The organism is Flavobacterium cupriresistens (genome assembly GCF_020911925.1).
In the GTDB taxonomy this organism is placed as follows: domain Bacteria; phylum Bacteroidota; class Bacteroidia; order Flavobacteriales; family Flavobacteriaceae; genus Flavobacterium; species Flavobacterium cupriresistens.
This window is the reverse complement of record NZ_CP087134.1, coordinates 1172684-1195106: the sequence shown is the minus strand read 5'-3', so window position 1 is coordinate 1195106 and position 22423 is coordinate 1172684. Positions and strand designations below refer to the sequence as shown.

Here is a 22423-nt window from a genome sequence, read left to right as displayed (position 1 = left end):
TAAATAGAAATTATTCTATTTCAGAAACTCTCATGGTGTTTACCATTCCTTTATCTTTAATTGGCATTGCCGCAAGGTTGATCAAGTAATCTCCTTTTACCGCATATCCTTTTTCTACTGCTATTTTGTTAACGTCTGTTACAGTATCATCTGTACTTTCGTCTTTATCATAGAAATACGATTTTACTCCCCATAATAAATTCAATTGGGTCAGGATTCTTCTGTTTGAAGTAAATACCAAAATATGCGCTGATGATGGTCTCCAAGCCGAAATTTGGAAAGCTGTATAACCACTATTAGTTAAGGTACAAATTGCTTTTGCATCAATTTCATTAGCTAACAAAGCAGCCTGGTGACAAACTGTTTTAGTAATAAAACGTTTCGTTTTAATTTGAGGTGTATTCTGTGGAACATTGATTAGCGGAGAATCTTCAACCGCTTCACAAATTTGAGTCATTTTCTGAATCACCTGTACCGGATAATTTCCAGTCGCAGTTTCTCCAGATAACATTACAGCATCAGCACCATCCATTACCGAGTTGGCAACGTCATTTACTTCTGCTCTGGTTGGCGTTAAACTCGTAATCATCGTTTCCATCATCTGAGTAGCAACAATAACCGGAATCCTTGCTGTTTTAGCTCTTCTGATCAAATCTTTTTGTACTAATGGTACTTCATGTGCAGGAAGTTCAACTCCTAAATCTCCACGCGCAACCATCAAGGCATCACAATACGCTACAATTTTATCGATGTTCTCAAGCGCTTCCGGCATTTCGATTTTAGCCACAATCGGAATTTTATATTCTGAATGTTGAGCGATCAATTCTTGTAAGTCTTGTAAATCGCGAGGTGTTTTTACAAACGAAAGTGCGATCCAGTCTACTTTTTGTCCGATGGCGAAAATCGCATCAGCAATATCTTTTTCAGTTAATGCCGGTAAAGAAATTTTAGTGTTTGGAAGGTTAACCCCTTTTTTAGATTTTAACTCTCCACCCTGAATTACTTTAGCAACAACTTCTGATTTTTTATCTGTTGAAATAATTTCAAAAATCAACTTACCATCATCCAATAAAATACGTTCTCCCGGATTCACATCATTTGGAAAGTTTTGATACTTCATGAATACTTTTGAAGCAGTTCCGATAATATCTTCAGCAGTTGTAAACGTGATCAAATCACCATCGTGTACTACTGTTCCTTCTTCCATTACTCCAACTCTAAGTTTTGGTCCTTGCAAATCCCCAAGGATTGCTGTAGTGTAACCAAACTCTTCGTTTAATCCTCTGATAATCTCGATTTTTTCTTTTACTCCTTCGTAATCTGCATGCGAAAAATTGATTCTAAATACATTTACACCTGCCTCGATCATATCCTTGATAATCTCTCTCGTACTACATGCAGGCCCAAGTGTAGCTACAATTTTAGTTTTTTTGTTTGTAAGCATTTTTTTTAAAAAATTAAATTGTTTTTTGACTTTATTTTGTTTGTATCCACAACATATATAGCTGCGATACTCTCTATTGCATTTAGCTGTTGTTGGATTTCTGAAAAATCAATAGCCTCGTCGCTATTCTCAATTTTCAGGAAAAAATCTACTTTTTTGAATTCAGGAAGTAAATGAATTGTTGTAGAAACCTCACTCGTTTCATCGGAAAACAAATTCTGGAAATCATTTGTACTCACTGAAATGATTTCATGTTTATTCTGAATCAAATTCCATGAAACGGCTTTCTCGGAATCATAATAGTAAAATCTGGAGAAATTTGCCTCACCTTCTTTAGTTTGAGCATGGATCTCGTTCTTACTCTTACTTAAGTTAATAGGAAGTTTTTTATTGATAAAATAGGCCAATCTATAATCTTCTAATGAAGTATGAATTGCCATTAAATAATAATCAATTTCGTCAAATTCGTCTAAATCCAATCTATGAATTGCCATATCATGAAAAATCAAGTTGTAAATATACTATTTCTAACGGAGCATCAATAGTTAAGATTAGCTTGTTTTTGTTAATTTATAAACGAAAACGTTGTAGCTTTAACAAAGCTGAGCTAATTTTGTAGTTATTTCTTATCTATTTTTTCTTGAAATGCAAAATAAGCTCTTTGTGATGCTTTTTCTTCTGCTTTCTTTTTTGAAGTTGCTCTTGCTCTCGCAATTACTTTATCGTCTATACTTAATTTTACGCCAAACAAACGTTGACCATCAATTCCGTTGTCCTCGAAAATATCATAGTGAAAGATCTTTTTTTCTTTCTGACACCATTCGATAACCAGACTTTTATAACTAATTACTTTCCCTTCAAGTCGGGCAATGTCTACATAAGGTGTAATGACTCTTTTTTGAATAAACTTTTCACAAAAAGGATATCCTTTATCGAGATAAATAGCGCCAATAAGAGATTCAAAAATATTACCATGAATATTTTCTCCAAAATGATGAATGGGTACTTTGCTCTCTACAAAGCGAACTAAATTCAAATCTTTCCCCAATTCATTCAAATGCTCACGGCTCACGATTTTCGAACGCATTTTTGTCAAATAACCTTCATCTCCATTGGGTGCTTTGTTAAACAGATGCGCTGCAATTACAGCACTTAACATGGCATCACCCAGAAATTCCAGACGTTCGTAATTAATCGGATTTCCCTTTTCGTCTTGCTTATTAGAAGATCGGTGCGTAAACGCTTTCTTATAAAAATCAATTGAACCGGGCTGAAAACCCAGTATTTTCTGAATACTGCCAAAAAAAATCCCGTCTTCTTGAGAACGGGATTTCGAAAATATTTTTTTGATAATATTCATAGACAAAACTAAAACTAGTCAACTAATTTTTTAAACAATACACAAGCATTATGTCCTCCAAAACCAAAAGTGTTACTCATAGCAACATTTACTTCTCTTTTCTGAGGTTTGTTTAAGGTAAGGTTTAATGATGGATCAATCTTTTCGTCAACAACCGTATGATTGATTGTTGGTGGCACAATACCGTGTTTCATTGCCAAAATAGAAGCAATTGCTTCAATAGCTCCGGCAGCACCAAGCAAGTGACCTGTCATCGATTTAGTAGAGTTGATATTGATGTTTTTTGCATGTTCGCCAAAAACAGCACTAATCGCTTTTAATTCTGCTACATCACCAAGAGGAGTAGAAGTTCCGTGTGTGTTGATGTGATCAACATCTTCAGGATTCATTCCGGCATCTCTCAATGTATTTTTCATTACTGCAATAACCCCGATTCCTTCCGGATGTGGTGCTGTTAAGTGGTACGCATCAGATGACATTCCGCCTCCGCCAATTTCGCAATAAATTTTTGCGCCACGAGCTTTAGCATGTTCGTAATCTTCAAGAACCAAAGCTCCTGCTCCTTCTCCTAAAACAAAACCGTCTCTGGTTCCGTCAAAAGGTCTTGAAGCGGTTTGTGGACTTTCGTTTCTTGTTGATAAAGCGTGCATAGAATTAAAACCTCCCATACCGGCAATCGTAATTGCTGCTTCTGAACCACCTGAAACAATAACATCACACATTCCTAAACGAATGTAGTTGAAAGCATCAATTAATGCATTTGCAGAAGATGCACATGCAGAAACAGTAGTATAATTTGGTCCCATATAACCATTACGCATCGAAATATGCGCAGGAGCTATATCGGCAATCATTTTAGGTATAAAAAACGGATTAAACTTTGGAGTTCCGTCCCCTTTTGCATAATAAATTACCTCTTCCTGAAAAGTTTCTAAACCTCCAATTCCTGCTCCCCAAATAACACCAACTCTTTGTTTGTCGATATTATCATCTGTAAGTCCAGCATCTTTAATAGCTTCATCACTGGCAGCAACTGCATATTGTGCAAATTTGTCTAATCTTCGAGATTCTTTGCGATCCATAAAATCTTCAATATTGAAGTTTTTTACTTCACAGGCAAATTTCGTCTTATGCTTCTCTGTATCATAATATGTGATAGGAGCGGCTCCGCTAACTCCATTCACAAGTGCGTCCCAATATTCCTGGATATTATTCCCGATAGGAGTAAGAGCACCTAATCCTGTTACAACAACTCGCCTTAATGCCATAAATATGTATTTTGTACTTTAAACAAATAAAACCCACGCTTTCTTAACTGTAGTGTTACTTAAGAGCTATGGGCATTACAATATAAATATATCTTTTTGATTGAAAATCAACCGAAATTTAAATTTTAAAAAAAATAATAACACCCGAATTTTTAAAATTCCAATTCTTTAAAAAACAAATTCCAATTTTGGAATCTGGACATTCAATTTTGGAATTTTAAAAAATTCGGGTGTGTATTTATTATTTTTTAGCTTCTTCGATATAAGAAATAGCTTGACCAACAGTAGCAATGTTTTCTGCTTGATCGTCTGGAATTTGGATATCAAATTCTTTTTCGAATTCCATAATAAGCTCAACAGTGTCTAATGAGTCAGCTCCTAAATCATTAGTGAAGCTTGCTTCTGTTACAACTTCGTTTTCGTCAACACCTAATTTGTCTACGATAATCGCTTTTACTCTTGATGCAATGTCTGACATAATCTTTAATTTTAGAATTTAATTTGTTGGCAAAAATAAAAAACTTTATTTTAAAACAACTATTTAGTTTATAAATGTGACACTAATTTATAAAATTAATTTCAAGAAAGCCCTTTTAATACTATTTATTTTGGATTATTATTCCGTTTTTTGCATTCTCAAAATAAAACGGATTATGAAAAAAATTATTGTTTTTGCCTCAGGATCAGGAAGTAATGCAGAAAACATTATAAAGCACTTCGCAAAAACCAAAATTGCAAAAGTCGTTTCTGTCTTTACCAATAATGCTTCGGCAAAAGTTATTGAAAGAGCCAAAAATCATCAAATTCCTATCGAAATCTTTTCGAAAACCGAACTTCTGGAAAGAAAAATAGTGCAAAAAATAGAAGAAATCGATCCGGATTTGATTGTACTCGCCGGTTTTTTGCTGAAATTCCCGGAAAGCATAATCGAGAAATATCCTAATAAAATAATCAACATCCATCCTGCCCTTTTACCTAATTATGGAGGAAAAGGAATGTACGGCATGCACATACACAGGGCGGTAGTAGAAAACAAAGAAAAAGAAACCGGAATCTCCATTCATTTTGTAAACGAACATTATGATGAAGGTGCTATAATTTTCCAGAAAAGTGTAGCCCTGACAGATGAAGATACACCGGAAACAGTAGCCGAAAAGATCCATGGACTGGAACAAAAGTATTTTCCGGAAATCATTTCCCGTTTACTGGAAGATTAAAGGCTAATAAAAAATTCCAAAAATTAAATTCCAAATTCCAACCTTTTGACTCCTTTTAGGAAGACGAGGTGAATTAAATTTAAATTCCAAAAATCAAATTCCAAATTCCAACCTTTTGAATCCTCTTAGGAAGATAAGGAGAATTAAATCTAAAATCTGAATTCTAAAATCTAAAACCCCACAATGACCCAACACCAAGTACACATATACACAGACGGAGCAGCAAAGGGAAACCCCGGAAACGGAGGGTACGGCGTAGTGATGGAACTGGTTGGAACACCACATAAAAAAGAATTCTACGAAGGTTTTCGACTTACAACCAATAACAGAATGGAGCTTTTGGCTGTAATTGTGGGTCTTGAAAAACTTAAAAACCCAAACATGACGGCTTTAGTCATTTCAGATTCCAAATATGTTGTAGATTCTGTTCTGAAAAAATGGGTTTTCGGTTGGGAGAAAAAAGGTTATACCGGCAAAAAAAACCCGGACCTATGGAAACGTTTTTTAATCGTTTACCGAAAACACCAAGTCGATTTCAAATGGATCAAAGGTCATAACAATCATCCTCAAAATGAGCGCTGTGATCAATTGGCGGTTATGGCAGCAACGCAAACTAAATTATCTGTTGACGTTTATTACGAAACCGTCGCTTCTAAAGAATAAAAAAATAACGCATCAGAACCCCCAGTTTCCGATGCGTTATTCAACTTACTAACTTAATTTTTACTTACGCCTTGTCTAAATCTTTAGCCTTGCTGAATCCAACAAGCAAACCGACTCCCGACATGGTAATGATAGTCGCCGGATAAACAACATCCGGATTCATTTGTGTATAAGTGGTAAGGAACAAAGCGATAAAAAGACCAACACCGATTCCAATTAAAAGAAAAGCGGTATTTAAAATAAAGATTTTCCACATTGGAGCTCCTTTTCCTCTGCCTTCAAAAAAAATACTGGCATCAACGCCTTTCTCGATTAATGCTAAGCGTTCTCTATTTCTTGTGGAATAAATCAGATAAACTATTCCGAAGATCATAAAGAAAAAACTGATTGGGATTAAAATTTTCACATCCATATTATTATTTTTTTAATTGATTGATACTTCATAGGACGAGGGGAGTTTTGTTTAGGTTACAAGTTTCTTTGAAAAAATTTCATTTTTTTTTAATTCCAAATTCCAAACTGGGTGGAGCCTCAAAATATTTTGAACCATATAAGGTTGTTTTTAATGGGTCTACCTATTAAATATAATGCAGTTTTTTTGCCTAACAGTATTAATTTAAGGAAACATAAAAAAATGCCGAACTAGGTGGAACCTCAAAATATTTTAAACCATATAAGTAAAGTAAGAGAATATAAGTTTATTTTTAATGGTCATACCTATTAAATATAATGTAGTTTTTTTGCCTAACAGTATTAATTTAAGGAAACATAAAAAATACCAAACTAGGTGGAACCTCAAAATATTTTAAACCATATAAGTAAAGTAAGAGAATATAAGTTTATTTTTAATGGGCGTACCTATTAAATATAATGTAGTTTTTTGCTCAACAGTATTAATTTCAAAAAGATACTCTCCCTTGGAATTTGGGATTTAAAAAAATTGGAATTTATTTTAATTTATCTGTAACCTAAACAGCCAACCTGTCGTCCTATATAATATGAGTACTTTAGATGATCAGCATTATATCCGTTTAATTATACAGGGCGATAGTAATTCTTTTGCCGTGTTGGTCAATCGCTATAAGGACATGATATTTAGTTTAGCACTCAAAATGGTTAAAAACAGAGAGGAAGCGGAAGAAGTGGCGCAGGACACTTTTATAAAAATTTACACTTCTCTGAGCAAGTTTAAAGGAGATTCGAAATTTTCGACCTGGATTTATAAGATTGCCTATAACACTTGTTTGGATCGTTTGAAGAAGAATAAGAAAGAAGAAAACAATATTTCGATCGATGAATTTTCGGCACATTTAATCAAAACAATGGACAATGCTTTGAGTGTTTTGGAAGAGAAAGAACGCAAACAAACGATTCAGAAATGCTTAAATTTGTTACCCGGAGACGAAAATTTCCTGCTGACTTTGTTTTATTTTGACGATCAGAGTTTAGAAGAAATAGGAAAAATAATGAATATCTCGGCCAATAATGCCAAAGTAAAATTATTCAGAAGCCGACAGAAGTTAGCCGTAATTTTGAAGAAACAGTTAGAACCAGAAATAGTAGCGTATTATGAAAGAGAGCGATAAAAACATAGAAAATCTTATTGACAAAATGATGGCCGAAACTACTTTGGAATCACCATCTATTGATTTTACTTCGAAACTAATGGTTCAGATCTTAGCTACCGAGAAGAGCAAAGTCAAAGCGTATGCCCCTTTAATTTCAAAACAAATCTGGTTTGCCATAGCTGCTGCGTTAATCACAATGACGATCTATGTCGTTATGACCGGTGGAGAAAAGAATACAAAAATAGACGCTTTATATGCGGTTAATTTTGCTGATTTGCTACCCGCGATAACTATTTCAAACAATATCTTATATGCTTTTCTGGTGATTCCTTTTATGATATTGATTCAAATACCGCTATTGAAAAACTATTACGAAAGAAAGTATCCTTTGTAGATTTTGATTTTTTCCTTTTTTTTAACCCAAACTTTCAAACTCTTTATTCGATGAAATAATTGTTTTTCAAAGAAAAAAAACGTATCCTGATCCATCTAAAGTTTCAAACATAATTTACTCATTTACAAGGCTTTTAATCCTAAATACAGCCTTGTTTTTTTATGAAAATTTTGAGAGTGTAAACCGTTGCAATATTGCAACTTATGAAGTATCTTTGCACCCTAATTCGAAATTCATAAAATGAATAAACTATTGATTGTTGGAACGGTTGCTTTCGACGCGATTGAAACTCCTTTCGGAAAAACAGATAAAATATTAGGTGGTGCTGCAACTTACATTGGTTTATCAGCGTCTTTTTTCAACCTGCAATCGGCTATTGTTTCTGTAGTTGGAGACGATTTCCCTCAAGAACACTTAGATTTATTAACTTCAAAAAATATTGATATTTCAGGTATCGAAATTGTAAAAGGAGGAAAAACCTTTTTCTGGAGCGGTTTGTATCACAATGATTTAAACTCAAGAGACACGCTTGTTACGGAACTAAACGTTTTAGCTGACTTTCAACCAAAGGTTCCTCAGAACTTTAAAGATGCAGATATCGTGATGTTAGGAAACTTACATCCTTTAGTACAAAGCAGTGTTTTAGATCAGTTAGAGAAAAAACCAAAATTAGTAGTTTTAGACACTATGAATTTCTGGATGGATTGTGCTTTACCGGAATTACTTGAAGTAATCAAACGTGTTGACGTGATTACAATCAATGATGAAGAGGCCAGACAACTTTCAGGAGAATATTCATTAGTAAAAGCGGCAGCTAAAATCCAGGAATTGGGACCAAAATATGTGGTGATCAAAAAAGGAGAACACGGCGCACTTTTATTCCACAACAGAGAAGTATTCTTTGCACCGGCATTACCATTAGAAGATGTTTTTGATCCGACAGGAGCAGGAGATACTTTTGCAGGTGGTTTTTCAGGATTCATTGCACAAAGCGAAAACATTTCGTTTAACAACATGAAAAATGCAATTATTTACGGTTCAAATTTAGCTTCATTCTGTGTAGAGAAATTTGGAACCGAAAGGATGGAAACATTAAGCAAAGCTGAAGTAGCGATTCGATTACAACAATTTAAATCGTTAACTCAGTTTGACATAGAAATATAATGCCTAAGAGCCTCGATAAAACGGGGCTTTTTTATTTGGTTAACATACACAACTTACAACAACACAAAATACAAAAAAAATGAGCGACGCTTTAAAACACGAATGTGGTATAGCCCTAGTTAGACTACTTAAACCGCTTGAATATTACAAAGAAAAATACGGTACTGCTTTTTACGGGATACAAAAAATGTATCTGATGATGGAAAAACAGCACAACCGTGGTCAGGATGGTGCAGGTTTTGCCAGTATCAAACTTGATGTTGAACCTGGACAACGTTATATCAGCAGAGTCCGTTCGAATCACGCATCACCTATACAAGACGTTTTTAAGCAAATCAACGAACGCATCAACGAAGAGATGACTGCGCGTCCTGAACTTGCTGACAACATCGAAAAACTAAAAGCCGAAATACCTTATATAGGAGAATTATTCTTAGGACACGTTCGTTACGGAACTTTCGGTAAAAACAGTATCGAAAGCGTTCATCCATTTTTACGTCAAAGTAACTGGATGCACCGTAACCTGATTTTGGCAGGTAACTTTAATATGACTAATGTTAAAGAACTTTTCGAAAACTTAGTTGAACTTGGACAACATCCAAAAGAAATGGCCGATACCGTTACAGTAATGGAAAAAATTGGTCACTTTCTGGACAAAGAAGTAATGCAATTGTACCAAGACTGCAAACAAGAAGGTTATTCTAAAAGAGAAGCTTCTCCTGTTATCGCAGAACGTTTGGATATCGCAAAAATATTAACCCGCTCTGCCAAGAACTTAGATGGTGGTTACGCAATGGCCGGATTATTGGGTCATGGTGACGCTTTTGTTTTTAGAGACCCAGCTGGAATTCGCCCTGCTTACTTTTATCAAGATGATGAAGTGGTAGTTGTGGCTTCTGAGCGTCCGGTTATTCAGACTGTATTTAATGTACCGTTTGAAAGTGTTCAGGAAATTGAACCGGGAAGCGCTTTGATTATCAAGAAAAGCGGAAAAGTTTCGATGGAGCAAATTTTGGAACCAACGGTAAAAAAAGCTTGTTCATTTGAAAGAATCTATTTCTCAAGAGGAAGTGATGCTGAAATTTACCAAGAGCGTAAAAATTTAGGAAAACTAATTTTACCTGCCGTTCTTAAATCAATTGACAGCGATACAGACAATACTGTTTTCTCTTATATTCCGAATACAGCTGAAACTTCTTTTTACGGTTTAGTTGAAGCGGCTCAGGATTTCCTGAATCAGCGTAAAAACAATTACATCTTAGAAAATCGCAATACCCTTACGACTGAAACTTTACAGGAATTATTAGCTGTAAAAATTCGTACGGAGAAAGTGGCAATTAAAGACGCTAAACTTAGAACCTTCATCACAGAAGACAGCAGTCGTGATGACTTGGTTGCACACGTTTATGACGTTACTTACGGAGTAATTAAACCAACAGACAACTTAGTTATTATTGACGACAGTATCGTTCGTGGAACTACCCTTAAAATGAGTATCATCAAAATGATGGATCGTTTAAATCCTAAACGTATCGTAATCGTTTCATCAGCACCACAAATTCGTTACCCGGATTGTTACGGAATTGATATGGCAAAACTGGAAGGTCTTGTTGCCTTTAGAGCAGCATTGGCTTTATTAAAAGAAAGAAACTTATACCATATAGTAGACGAGGTTTACACTAAATGTAAAGCACAGGAAAACTTCGCAGACACTGATGTTGTAAACTACGTAACCGCTATTTACGATCCGTTTACTCCAGAAGAGGTTTCAGACAAAATCGCAGAGATGTTGAGCTCTCCGGAAATCAATGCTGAAGTAAAAATTATATTCCAAAAAGTAGAAGACTTACATATTGCCTGTCCAAAAAATCTTGGAGATTGGTACTTCACCGGAGACTACCCTACACCGGGTGGAAATCGTGTTGTAAACCGAGCTTTCATGAATTTTTATGAAGGAAAAGACGCAAGAGCTTATTAGAAAAATATTAACAAAAGGTTAATTTGTGCATTTCATCGGTTTTTTTTGCCTTTAATCCTAAATGTTTGGCAAAATCGATCTGCTACGATACTTTTGAACTACCATAACATTAGTAGGTTAAGTTTATGGTAGATTTGGGGCAAAAAGGGTGGAAGTAATTCCACCTTTTTTATTGGAATAAAGTCAAGGAATTAACTGAGGTAAGAAATTACGTATTTCATCGAATATATTTGCACTTCGTCTAAAATATTTGGCGGTACCGCATCACTATCCTACTTTTACTATACCATAACATTAGTAGGTTAAGTATATGGTAGATTTGGGGCAAAAAAGGTGGAAGCAATTCCACCTTTTTTATTGAAACAAAGGCACTTGATTTAAAATTCCAAATTTTTTAAATTCCAAATTCCAAAAATGATTGGGAGTCAAACTGGAATGATTACTCTCTACTTCATCTTCTATCTTGCTTTATTATCAACAAAAGAAGGCTCTTACTTAATCAATCTGTTTCACACCTCTTAACTCACTTATGCTCTTGTTTTTTACAGTAGGACAACTCTAAGACACACAAAAAATATCACATTCAAGAACAATTGAATTATACGTTTTTCAAACCAAATTTCCCGCAATCTTGTCCTTTCGAGGCACGAGAAATGGCATCCAATATTCCATACAGTGCGTGCTCAGCTTGTGTGATTTCTCGACTTCGCTCGAAAGGACGCAAAAGAGCAAGTGACACAAAAAAAAGAAACAGATCTACACAGGAAGACCTTACTGCTTCGGTATACGATCCGAAAAAAAGATCATAAAAAAAACCCGATTAACTCTTTACGAATTAATCGGGTTTTATATCCTGCGAAAAAAGACTATTTGTCTAATGCAAATCTTCTTGCTACTTCTGTCCAGTTAATTACACTGAAGAAAGCTTCAATATAATCCGGTCTTCTGTTTTGGTAGTGTAAGTAATAAGCGTGCTCCCAAACATCCATTCCTAAGATTGGTGTTCCACCGCAACCAACTTCCGGCATTAACGGGTTGTCTTGGTTTGGAGTTCCGCAAACATCTAATTTTCCACCTTTGTGTACACATAACCAAGCCCATCCTGAACCAAATTGTGTTGCACCTGCTTTAGCGAATTTTGCTTTGAATTCTTCAAAAGTTCCAAAAGAAGATTCGATTGCAGCTAATAAATCACCTGTTGGCAATCCACCACCGTTTGGAGTCATTACAGTCCAGAATAAATTGTGATTATAGAAACCACCACCATTATTACGAACAGCAGCGTTTGATTTATCTAAATTAATTAAGATATTTTCGATTGTTTTCCCTTCTAAATCTGTTCCCGCGATTGCTGCATTAAGATTTGTTGTGTAAGCATTATGATGTTTTGAATGGTGAATTTCCATTGTACGAGCATCAATATGTGGTTCTAATGCATCATATGCATAAGGTAATTGTGGTAATTCAAAAGCCATGGTATTGCGATTTTATGGTTTATAATAATTTATCCCAAAATTAAACATTTAACTTTGGAATAGAAAATACTATTTCGTTATAATTCAATTTAATTAATTGATAATTCGGCATTTAAGAACATAAACACCTGTAAATCTTTACTTTCCGTTAAAAGAAGTCATTGTATTCTCTAAACCGGCAGTTCCAAATGATTTAATAATTTCTGAAGACATTTCCAGACGCTCCTGTAATTTTGCCTTTTCCTCTTCGTCCCAATCTCCTAAAACATAATCTACTTGTTGTCCTTTTTTAAATTGGTCACTGATACCAAATCTAAAACGGGTATAATTTTGAGTATTCAGAACCAGATTGATATTTTTTAGTCCGTTATGTCCACCGTCACTGCCTTTTGGCTTGATCCGAATCGTTCCAAAAGAAAGGTTTAAATCATCTGTAATAACCAAAATATTCTCTAATGGAATATTTTCTTTATCCATCCAATGTTTCACAGCCTTCCCGCTTAGATTCATGTAAGTGTTAGGCTTTAAAAGAAAAAAAGTTCTTCCTTTAAATTTGTATTCGGCAAGAGCGCCAAGTTTTACTGTTTCAAAAGAAAGTCCTTCTTTTTTAGCTAAAAAATCTAAAACTTTAAATCCGATATTATGTCTTGTGTTTACGTATTCAGCCCCTATGTTGCCTAATCCCACGATTAAATATTTCTTCATATAATCTATATTCTCTTCTGTTTTTGCTGATGAAAACAGGTTTTGTATCCATTTTATCATGATACAAAAATAGGGTTAATTTGGGAATGTGGCAATTGGAGAATGTGGTAATTAGATAATGTGACAATTAGATAATTTCTCTACTTTGGGTTTAATTGCAAACGATGTTAGTTTTTTTTTGCAAAGCCTCTTGAAAATTCCCCACTGTCAGGCTGAGCGAAGTCGAAGCCCTTTTTACCTAACAAGCCCTTCGACTTCGCTCAGGGGGACAATAGCATAGAAGAGAGAGTGTGTGTTATTAGAAAGATAATTGATCTGCAAGAAAAGCCTTTAACCGTAATGAACGTAAGGATTTAAAATCAAATCATTTCAATAACTTACTCACTAAAAAGCTTAGTAACTCAGAAACTTTAGAACAAAAAAAAAGCACCAGTTTTGCAACTGATGCTTTTGTATTTGAATTGAAAAAAAATTATTTTTTCTTTCCTTTTGCAGGTGCTTTTGCAGCTTTTGCAGCTTCTTGAGCAGCTTTCATAGCAGCACGAGAAATTCTTACCTGAGCAACAACAGTGTTGTCTGGGTGCATAACTTTGTATTCTGGTGAACCAACTTTAGTAACGTATAATTTGTTACCCATTTCAAGTGGAGTAATGTCAGCTTCAACAAAATCAGGAAGATCTTTAGGTAAAGCTTTAACTTTTAATTTACGAGTGTTTAAACGTAAAACACCACCTGCAAGAACACCTTTAGATGTACCAACGATTTTCACAGGAACTTCCATAGTGATTTCTTTGTCATCAAATAATTGAAAGAAGTCAATGTGTAAAATTTTGTCTGATACTGGGTGAACTTGGATATCTTGCAAAATTGCATTGAATGATTTTCCTTTTCCAAGCTCAATCACAACTGTGTGTGCATTTGGAGTGTAAACCAAGTTTTTGAACGCTGCAGCGTCTGCTGAGAAGTGTACTGCTTGATTTCCTCCGTATAACACGCAAGGAACCGCTCCAGCATTACGTAAGGCTTTAGTTGACACTTTGCCCACGCTTTCTCTTTCTGATCCTTTAATTGTAATCGATTTCATTGTAAAAAAAATATAGTTATTAATAAATATTTATTGTTATAAGCTTTAAGCAATACGCTTTAGGCTTTTTGTCATGATATTATTTTGAGTTTGCTTAAAGCCTACTGCCAATAATTACATAATGAATTTTCCACTAATGGAATTGTTGTGGTGCACCATGTGCATAACTTCAGCAAAAAGAGGCGCACAACTCACTACTCTGATTTTCTTTGATTCTCTCTTTAACGGAATAGAATCGGTAACTATTAATTCGCTTAATTTCGAATTTTCAATTTTATCGTAAGCGTCACCTGATAATATAGCGTGTGTACAAATTGCTCTAACGCTTAATGCTCCTTTTTCGATCATTAAGTCTGCTGCTTTCGCTAATGTTCCACCCGTATCGATCATGTCGTCTACTAGTATTACGTTACGTCCTTTTACTTCACCAATCAGTTCCATAGTGTCGATAACGTTAGCTGCTTTTCTTTGTTTGTAACAGATTACTACATCTGATTCCAGAAACTTAGAGTAAGCATATGCTCTTTTTGAACCTCCCATATCCGGAGATGCAATAGTTAGATTTTCTAACTTTAAACTTTCTACGTATGGTAAAAAGATGGTAGAGGCAAATAAATGGTCTACCGGTTTTTCGAAAAACCCCTGGATTTGATCTGCGTGTAAATCCATTGTCATTACTCTTGTCGCTCCGGCAGCATCTAATAAATTAGCTACTAATTTTGCTCCAATCGGAACTCTTGGTTTGTCTTTTCTATCCTGTCTTGCCCAACCAAAATAAGGCATAACAGCTGTAATGTGTCTTGCTGATGCACGCTTTGCTGCATCAATCATTAGTAACAATTCCATCAAATTATCGGCTGTTGGAAATGTCGAACAAACGATAAAAACACGTAATCCTCTAATTGATTCTTCATACGATGGTTGAAATTCTCCATCACTGTATGTTGACATCGTTACTTTCCCTAACGGAATTCCGTATTGTTCTGCAATTTTTTCTGCAAGATAAACACTTTGTGAACAAGCAAAAATTTTAGCTTCTGGTTCTAGGTGCGACATTATAATTTTTTTTTTTGCTCCGCTGCACTCTGCACGATTCGGCTTTATCATTTTCGGTAAAGCAAGACCTGCATAAATGCCTCGGGTGTAGTTAGTTGTGTGTGCGTCGTTTTAACGAGGTGCAAATTTAGAAAATTTATTGGACACTGAAAGGAAAAATTTAAGTATTTTTAGTAGTTCATTTAAAATTATTTTTTACATTTGCACCGTGTTAAAGGAATAGGCACAGTTATGACATCATAATTACTTATTCTATTGCGTTAAAATAATCACTTTTTTGATTGTTTTTTCGTCTGCTAAGCCCGGATGGCGGAATTGGTAGACGCGCTGGTCTCAAACACCTGTGGGAAACCGTGCCGGTTCGACTCCGGCTCCGGGTACTTTAAAAACTCCTAAACCCTTTATGTGAAGGGATTTAGGGGTTTTTTGTTTTAAATTTTGCCGAATTTTTGCCGAAAAATCCTTTTATTCCAATTGATTTATTAAGCTATATAAAATCCTCCCTATCTTTTAAACAAAAAAATCCCCAACTACAATTGTATTCGGGGATTTTTGTTATTCCTAATTTTTATTGTTTTATCATCGTATACTTACCAGCCATAACAACTCCATCCTTTGGCAGTGGAGCACCTTCTTTCACCGCAATAGGACCCGTATACCAAATCTTTACTATTATAGCCTCTTTTCCGTTAACGGTTGTTTTTCTAATGTCAATTTCTCCTATATGAGGAGATGTCGCCTCTTTAAAACCAAGTCTAAGTCTCTTTTCAGTTGGGCTGCAATCTTTACAACCATATACATTTCCTATCAAAACTCTTTTGCCTCTTATATTGTTTAAATTACTGGTGGACGTTAATTGGTTTAAAGTATTCACCTTCTCAACCCCATTTTCAATCCATTGGTATTCTCCTACAACCAAGTCCTCGTAATAAGCACCATTCATAGAAGTCATAACATTTTTTTGCAGTTTTATTTTAAATAATATGTTGCCATTATTGTACAAGTAAGTGCCATCATATCCGTTTAATACATTTTTAGTGTCTTTGTAATATGCGCCTCTTACGCTCTCAAAACCTGAATTATCCATAATATCTAGCACAGGACTTTGCGCCACACAGCTGTTTAAAAGAATAAAAAATATGGCGAAATTAATATAGTTTTTCATAATTATTTGTTATTTAAGTACATGGTACTGCGGTTGCTTCATCTTTTGTTTTGTCAAGTTCTATTTTATTCCATTGAGTAACCAAATCATCTGCTTCGTAAAGGGTAATTCCAAAAGCGGCAAATTGCTTTAGAAAACTCTCCACCAATTTAGCTCCACTTTTGTCATACTCAAGAGCTTGCTTATCGTGAATAAACTCAATTTTTGTTTCTTCATCTATTCCCGTATATTCACTTTTATTCCAGACTTCGTTCACTTTGGTGCTCAATGAATTAAAATTATTCACTTTTATAGCATAAACGTGTGTTTTGTTTGAGTTGTCTTTAGCAGCAAGTATTAACAGAACATCTTCTCTTCTATTAGGATCTGCTTGTTCATAAGCATCTCTCAAAAATTTTACGTCTGCATAAGAAAACATTGCAATTCCATCTTCCGGATGTGAATGCCCCCCGCCGACATGATAAAAACCTGTTGTCAATGGAACTGAAAATTTTTTATCAGACGTTTTCTTATTATACTCATATCTAAATGTCCCATCCTCGTTCTTAACTTTTTTTATTTCTACTCCGTGCTCGACTTCATTTTCAGCTGCCATCGCTTTTCCTTTTAGCCAAGCGATATAAAGCGCCATATTTCCCGCTTTTTTAGTATCTATAAGCGTTTTTAAATTATCACAGGGATTTGCAGCAGGATTAGGATTAGATGTACCGCCACCGCCTCCGCCACCCGGCGAAGTATAACCACCCGGAGTTGTGCCACCGCCTGTTATAGGAGGACGGGGAGTATATACCACTGGAGCCGAGGGGTCAGTTTTGGGGTCATGCTTAGGCCCTGTTACAATAACAGGTCTTAATGGGAATGGGTCGTTATTAATTCCATCACCAGCTCCTGATTGACAGTAACCATCACCAAAATCAACAAAATTACATGGTGCGTCTGGCGGAGCTTTACCTGTCATATTTCTGTTAATTGAAAAAGTAGCAACCCCATCCTCAACGACTAGATTGTCTACAAATTTAGCCGCTCTCACAGCTCCTTTTTTAAAATCCCAAACAGTCATGTAACCTGTAAAATCTCCACCATCGACCGATTGGCTCTCTGGTTTAATATTCTGATTGGAATAAGCTTCAAACAATAGGGCACTGTATTTATCTTTATCTGTGTTATAAATATACAATTTTTGTTCCCAAAATTCCCGTTCATCTTTTTTGAGCTCGATAATAGGCACAACAATGGTCGGTGTCCCGTCTTCCGATTTTATAAGACTTGCCCCTGCCCAATCATATTGTAAATTCTGAACTAATTCAAAATTTTTGCCATTGGATTCATATTCTTTAAACCATGTTTTGGCTGCTAAAATAGTTTTAGTCTGATGTGCCTGTTCATCCATTGCTAACTTTTCTGTTTCGCAATTAACCGTCAGCATAGCAATACTAAAAATAAAAGCAGCTTTAATCGCATTTTTAATTTTCATTCTCATACTTTTTTTACCATTTCATTTCGCATTTTGCTGGGCAGAATTGGATTTGGTTAGTCCCATCTATAATCTAGGTTTGTTAATAGATTCAAATCTTAATTATTAAATAATAATTCTTTACTACTGGTTTTTGAAACCTTGTAGTATTAATTACTATTTTCTGTAATAGACGGGGGCGGTATGTTACAGTTTTTTCTTAGAAAAAACGAAAGTATACATTTTATGCATTCAAAACAATTGTAGGAAGATTTTTATTTTATATGCTTTTTAAAAAGTAGATTTTTTCAAAGGAATTTTGCTCCGGGAACTTTTCCAGGAATGCATTAAAATCTACTTTTTTAAACAGAAAAAAATAAAACTCTAAAAATCCTAAATAGGCAAAATCGCAAACCTACAAACCTACACAACCTACACGTTCTGTAAATCAATCAGTTAGACACAAAAACAGGGTAAAATGTGTAGGTTTGTGTAGGTTTGCGATTTTTTGAAAATACACCGACCTACACAAACCTACACAAATACTACACATTTTTTTATAAATAAATATTCTAACACATTGATTATAAGCTAAATAAAAACAGATATAGTACGTGTAGGTTGTGTAGGTCGAGAAAAACGAAGTTTTCAAAAAAGTATCTAAAAAAGGCCTAAAAACCTTTTATTTTTACTGTTTTCAATTTTATGGCATTGTATTCATGAAATGAACAGCCTCATTTATTTCCTGAAAATTGCTTAATTTGCTAAAATCTATAACAAAAGCCGAAGTTACCGAGCCGTCTCTTCCTGTTCGGAAACGGAAACTACTTTTGATCTCAATAAATGCATTTTCTTTTTTTACTGTATCCTGCATTGTTGCTTTACTTGGTATCATTTCCTTATATTGATTGTACCATTGCCTTTGTATTTTATCGTAAGTATTGGAAAAATTGAAATATAAGACACTTCCTTCCACTTTTATATCCCTATCGTAATCCAGCTTATTGTCTCCGTTGGTTTTAATACAAACCAAAAAGCAATCCCACCATTTATTGGAAGTACTTGCCGAATTAATTTTATTCATTTGGAATTCACTAATTTTTGTAAAATGCTCCATCATCTGAGCATAAGTGAAGGGAAAACGTATAGTATCTTTAAAAATCTCATAAGTAGCCCCTAGAATTGCAAAATTTGTGGAGAATCGACTTGGAGATCCTATAGGCATCTTTGCGGATATAGTCGTTTTGTAAAGTCTGAATTTTGTTTTGAAATCGCTTAAAAATCGGCTTCTTTCTTTTAGCAAATCGTCCGTAAATGAACTGATTCCTTTTTCAGTCATATCTGCCAGTTCATCATATTTTTTTACTTCATCATCGGTAAAAGTATTTTTACTCATATCCAACCAAAGTAAACGAGTTATCAAGGCTTCATCATCTGGCGAATGATTCCCCGTTAAGATTAATGATGATAGTATGGGTACAGTTTCTGTACTTACATGACTATCTAATGTCCCTCTTTTGTATCCATTTCTATCCCAAATACCTTTTAATATTCCATCGAGTTGCTTATCTCCATTTTTATACTCGGAAAACTGACAAATTATATTAACGAATTGCGCAAATTCCCTAATGTGAGCCTTTAAAGTAGATGCCCCACCCTCGATATTAATTGCCGATTGTGGTTTACCAAAAAAGCTCTGACAACAATTCGCTAATTGGTCTTTTCCTGATGAAGCTTTACCGTGAAAAAATAGTATCGGAAACGCTTTTAATTCATCAACGACAATATCTTGAAATATGCTCGCAATAGTAAAGAGAATTGCAGATATAGAATTATTTCTATGCACCTCAAACATCTTAGATAAATAGCCCTCAATAGCCACATTTGAAGCCCTTACACAGACTCTTTTTTGAGGTTCATATTTAAATGCATTTTCTTTGTAAACTTTGTTTGCTGAGGGAACGTAATAAGAAATCTCTTTGTGTTTAAAAATACCGTTTTCGTCTATTTCAATTTTACTCCCATCACAGAGATTTACTTTGTTGTTCCATAGCCAAAAACTATCCTCTTTTTGCCATCCTAAGCAATCAATTTTCTTTCCGTTACCCATTTTGTCAAATAGGTAAGTTCTTAAAATATGGAAATCCTTTGGAGTTCCTGACCAAAGATAATTCCCATGCGAGGTAACAATATCATCAAATTTTTGTGGGGTGTTTAGCTTATCCGAAAGAACATCGAAAATTTTCTCCTGTTTATGTACATTTCTAATTTTAATAAGTTTCATTGGAAGCTTTTCATCTTGCATGTGCTGAATGATTCTTACAACGAAATTAGAAACCGATTTGAAGTATTTTTTTGTGTCTCCTTGCATCATCCAAATTTGATTGTTTGCCATAAACATTCTGTACTTTTCTATGTCGTTAATTAGCTCTGCGATGGGAGTTTTTACCTCTTTTGGTAATTCATATTGAGCGTATTCTTCTTTATTTTCCTGTAAATCAACAACATCACTTTTGCTCTTTATAGCCAAATCAATGATTCCTTGAAAGTGTTCAGGAGTGTGTTCTTGGAAATAATCAGTAAGGTCATATCCTTTAATAGTCTCATTTTTTGGCAGTTGCAAAGGTATGATCTTCGGGAATTTGTCTGTAATGGCATTACGTCCAGTTTCCCCGCCTTTATCGTTGTCATAACAGATAAAAAGGTTTTTGCAAAGGCTTTGTAAAGACTTTATTTGTAAAGCAGTAGGATTGTGGGTTTCACTTCTAAAGGTGATCGCTTTAAAACCTCGGGAAACCGCAACAACGGTATCTTTTTTTCCTGCACAAATGATTAAATTTTCTGTTTTTTCGGTTCCTAATTGATCTAATCCGAAGATGTCCCCATTCTGCAAACCATTACTAAATATTTTAGGTTGCTTTTTATTGGGTTGCGCAGGTGCATAAACTTCAAAATTTCCGTTTACTTCATAGCTAAAAACTAAGACATTTTCTTTTATATTAAAGTTGAAATCTTTATTTTTTGCAGTACTAAAAAAACTATATTTTTCAACGGCTCTAATATTGTACTTTTCTAAAAGCTCTTTTTGTACACCTAAATTGTTCCAGAAAGCAAAATGATGTTCTTTCATTTGAGTATTAACAACATTAAGTACAAAAGGGGTCTCTTCTATCTCAGGGTTTTGCAACGGCTTTGCAATGGTTTGGCTTTTCTTTGCAACGGCTTTCTTATCACCTTGGGTAGGTACAAATAAATTCATTTCCTTTGCAACTACCTTTAAGACTTCATTGAATTGCGCTTTGCAATCCAATTGTTTTAAATTGGCCACAAACTCGAATGCATCCCCTTGTTTACCTGAACTATTACACTTAAAAGTTCCATTTTTGTAAAACCTAAACGATGCTTTTTTATCGTCTGAAAAAGGACTAGAAATATTTCCTTTTGGACATTCTACAAGATTTAAAAATTTTAGGTAAATATTCTCAGCCGTGGTATGGCTAAAAATTATATCTTTGGTCAAAATATTTGAAATCATATTATTATATATTTTACAACCCATTGCAACGGGAATTGCAATGGGTTTTTCTTTTTATGAATTATTTTCTTTGTAGTGATTTATGGCATTTTTTAATCGATCAGATAGTATATGCCCGTCGGGTGTCCCGTGTTTATCTATGAAAATTATTGCTTCTAAAGAAGATATTCGTTTGGCATGAATTATCGCCCCTATAGTAATGGACTTCCTTGTTTCTGTGATTATTGCGTTTATTTCCTTCCGAATATATTCGCAGGACATTTGACTTATATATAAACTCTGTAATTCTGCCTTATTGTTTATAGCGTGTAATACTTTTAGATTCATATTGTTATAAGTATTAGAATCCATCGCAGAAAAACTGCAATGGATTTGTGGGTGAGTTGCAAAGCCTTTGCAAAGCTTTTACTTTGATTTAACCTTGTCCGGATATAATTGGATTAATTTCTTTTTTGTAACCGTATAAGTTTTTGGAAGTTCTATTATGCTCTCGAGATATTCTATTCTCCTTCTCATTACCGTAACAAGTTCCCTCTTCGAGTCTAAAGATTTTTGTAATAAAGCGATTCTTTGTGCAGCCTTCATCTTAATTAAGCATTTGTAGTTCAAAAAAGTTTGGTTTCATTAACACTTCAGCTTTTTTAAAATCTATAAATGCAATTGCAGGCTCGGATCTTACTCCTTTTTTTAGCAATTCAATTTCAATGATTTGAATTTTCGTTTTTTGCTCGTAAACGCTTTTTAACCAGCGTACTGTTTCGTAGCTCTTTGTTAAAAAATCGTAGTTCTCCTGTAGTAACTGGTGTGGTGTTTTTTCTGTTTGCATAAGAAAAAAGTTTTTTATAGGCGAAGCACCCCTTAGAGTTGCAAACATATTCCGAGGAATAGATTAAC

20 protein-coding genes and 1 tRNA gene are annotated in these 22423 nt (G+C 34.6%); 7 read left to right on the top strand and 14 right to left on the bottom strand.

All coding sequences use genetic code 11. The features are described from left to right. Positions 1-10 precede the first annotated feature (10 nt). From pyk to LNP23_RS05290, 5 genes are all read right to left on the bottom strand, one after another. Positions 11-1444, bottom strand: a complete 1434-nt coding sequence (pyk, locus tag LNP23_RS05310) for a pyruvate kinase (protein WP_047774806.1) — start codon at positions 1442-1444, stop codon at positions 11-13. Between the two features lie 5 nt (positions 1445-1449). Beyond that, positions 1450-1938, bottom strand: a complete 489-nt coding sequence (locus tag LNP23_RS05305) for an IPExxxVDY family protein (RefSeq protein WP_047774799.1) — start codon at positions 1936-1938, stop codon at positions 1450-1452. 125 nt (positions 1939-2063) lie between these two features. Then, positions 2064-2804, bottom strand: coding sequence for a ribonuclease III (gene rnc, locus LNP23_RS05300; protein WP_230004198.1), 741 nt, complete (start codon positions 2802-2804; stop codon positions 2064-2066). Between the two features lie 14 nt (positions 2805-2818). After that, positions 2819-4072, bottom strand: coding sequence for a beta-ketoacyl-ACP synthase II (gene fabF, locus LNP23_RS05295; protein ID WP_047774795.1), 1254 nt, complete (start codon positions 4070-4072; stop codon positions 2819-2821). 241 nt (positions 4073-4313) lie between these two features. Further along, the gene (locus LNP23_RS05290) at positions 4314-4550 is read right to left on the bottom strand and encodes an acyl carrier protein (RefSeq protein WP_007137004.1); all 237 of its coding nucleotides are present in this window, start codon (positions 4548-4550) and stop codon (positions 4314-4316) included. 175 nt (positions 4551-4725) lie between these two features. Here LNP23_RS05290 and purN point away from each other — a divergent pair, with 175 nt between their 5' ends. Beyond that, positions 4726-5289, top strand: a complete 564-nt coding sequence (purN, locus tag LNP23_RS05285) for a phosphoribosylglycinamide formyltransferase (RefSeq protein WP_230004197.1) — start codon at positions 4726-4728, stop codon at positions 5287-5289. Between the two features lie 183 nt (positions 5290-5472). After that, on the top strand, positions 5473-5952 hold the full coding sequence (rnhA, locus tag LNP23_RS05280) for a ribonuclease HI (protein ID WP_047774791.1): 480 nt from the start codon (positions 5473-5475) through the stop codon (positions 5950-5952). Positions 5953-6016: 64 nt separating this feature from the next. Here the strand turns inward: rnhA and LNP23_RS05275 are convergent, their stop codons facing one another. Further along, on the bottom strand, positions 6017-6364 hold the full coding sequence (locus LNP23_RS05275; RefSeq protein ID WP_230004196.1) for a DUF6249 domain-containing protein: 348 nt from the start codon (positions 6362-6364) through the stop codon (positions 6017-6019). A gap of 586 nt (positions 6365-6950) precedes the next feature. Here LNP23_RS05275 and LNP23_RS05270 point away from each other — a divergent pair. The 4 genes from LNP23_RS05270 (at position 6951) to LNP23_RS05255 (ending at position 11056) form a co-directional block, all read left to right on the top strand. Next, positions 6951-7538, top strand: a complete 588-nt coding sequence (locus LNP23_RS05270; RefSeq protein WP_230004195.1) for an RNA polymerase sigma factor — start codon at positions 6951-6953, stop codon at positions 7536-7538. After that, entirely contained in the window at positions 7522-7914 is a 393-nt protein-coding gene (locus LNP23_RS05265; RefSeq protein ID WP_230004194.1) for a hypothetical protein, read from the top strand. The genes LNP23_RS05270 and LNP23_RS05265 overlap by 17 nt, the downstream gene beginning before the upstream one ends. A gap of 240 nt (positions 7915-8154) precedes the next feature. Beyond that, the gene (locus LNP23_RS05260) at positions 8155-9078 is read left to right on the top strand and encodes a PfkB family carbohydrate kinase (protein WP_047774784.1); all 924 of its coding nucleotides are present in this window, start codon (positions 8155-8157) and stop codon (positions 9076-9078) included. A gap of 79 nt (positions 9079-9157) precedes the next feature. Beyond that, positions 9158-11056, top strand: a complete 1899-nt coding sequence (locus LNP23_RS05255) for an amidophosphoribosyltransferase (protein ID WP_230004193.1) — start codon at positions 9158-9160, stop codon at positions 11054-11056. Positions 11057-11922: 866 nt separating this feature from the next. On the opposite strand, the gene LNP23_RS05250 is transcribed toward LNP23_RS05255, so the two are convergent. The 4 genes from LNP23_RS05250 to LNP23_RS05235 form a co-directional block, all read right to left on the bottom strand. Beyond that, positions 11923-12531 (bottom strand): superoxide dismutase, encoded by a 609-nt coding sequence (locus LNP23_RS05250; RefSeq protein WP_047774775.1) that lies wholly within the window; start codon positions 12529-12531, stop codon positions 11923-11925. Between the two features lie 138 nt (positions 12532-12669). Next, the gene (pth, locus tag LNP23_RS05245) at positions 12670-13296 is read right to left on the bottom strand and encodes an aminoacyl-tRNA hydrolase (RefSeq protein ID WP_047774773.1); all 627 of its coding nucleotides are present in this window, start codon (positions 13294-13296) and stop codon (positions 12670-12672) included. 412 nt (positions 13297-13708) lie between these two features. After that, the gene (locus LNP23_RS05240) at positions 13709-14320 is read right to left on the bottom strand and encodes a 50S ribosomal protein L25/general stress protein Ctc (protein WP_047774772.1); all 612 of its coding nucleotides are present in this window, start codon (positions 14318-14320) and stop codon (positions 13709-13711) included. Between the two features lie 114 nt (positions 14321-14434). Continuing rightward, positions 14435-15376 (bottom strand): ribose-phosphate pyrophosphokinase, encoded by a 942-nt coding sequence (locus LNP23_RS05235; protein WP_047774973.1) that lies wholly within the window; start codon positions 15374-15376, stop codon positions 14435-14437. Positions 15377-15676: 300 nt separating this feature from the next. Between LNP23_RS05235 and LNP23_RS05230 the strand changes: the two genes are divergently transcribed. Continuing rightward, positions 15677-15756, top strand: a tRNA-Leu gene (locus LNP23_RS05230). A 188-nt stretch (positions 15757-15944) separates the two neighbouring features. On the opposite strand, the gene LNP23_RS05225 is transcribed toward LNP23_RS05230, so the two are convergent. The 4 genes from LNP23_RS05225 to LNP23_RS05210 form a co-directional block, all read right to left on the bottom strand. After that, positions 15945-16541: a DUF6705 family protein gene (locus LNP23_RS05225; RefSeq protein ID WP_230004192.1), complete on the bottom strand. Its 597-nt coding sequence runs from the start codon at positions 16539-16541 to the stop codon at positions 15945-15947. 13 nt (positions 16542-16554) lie between these two features. Continuing rightward, on the bottom strand, positions 16555-18015 hold the full coding sequence (locus LNP23_RS05220; RefSeq protein WP_230004191.1) for a hypothetical protein: 1461 nt from the start codon (positions 18013-18015) through the stop codon (positions 16555-16557). A gap of 682 nt (positions 18016-18697) precedes the next feature. Further along, positions 18698-21529: a CHC2 zinc finger domain-containing protein gene (locus tag LNP23_RS05215; protein WP_230004190.1), complete on the bottom strand. Its 2832-nt coding sequence runs from the start codon at positions 21527-21529 to the stop codon at positions 18698-18700. Positions 21530-22115: 586 nt separating this feature from the next. Further along, a complete protein-coding gene (locus LNP23_RS05210) occupies positions 22116-22355 on the bottom strand; it encodes a hypothetical protein (RefSeq protein ID WP_230004189.1) in 240 nt (79 codons plus the stop codon). Positions 22356-22423: the final 68 nt, after the last annotated feature.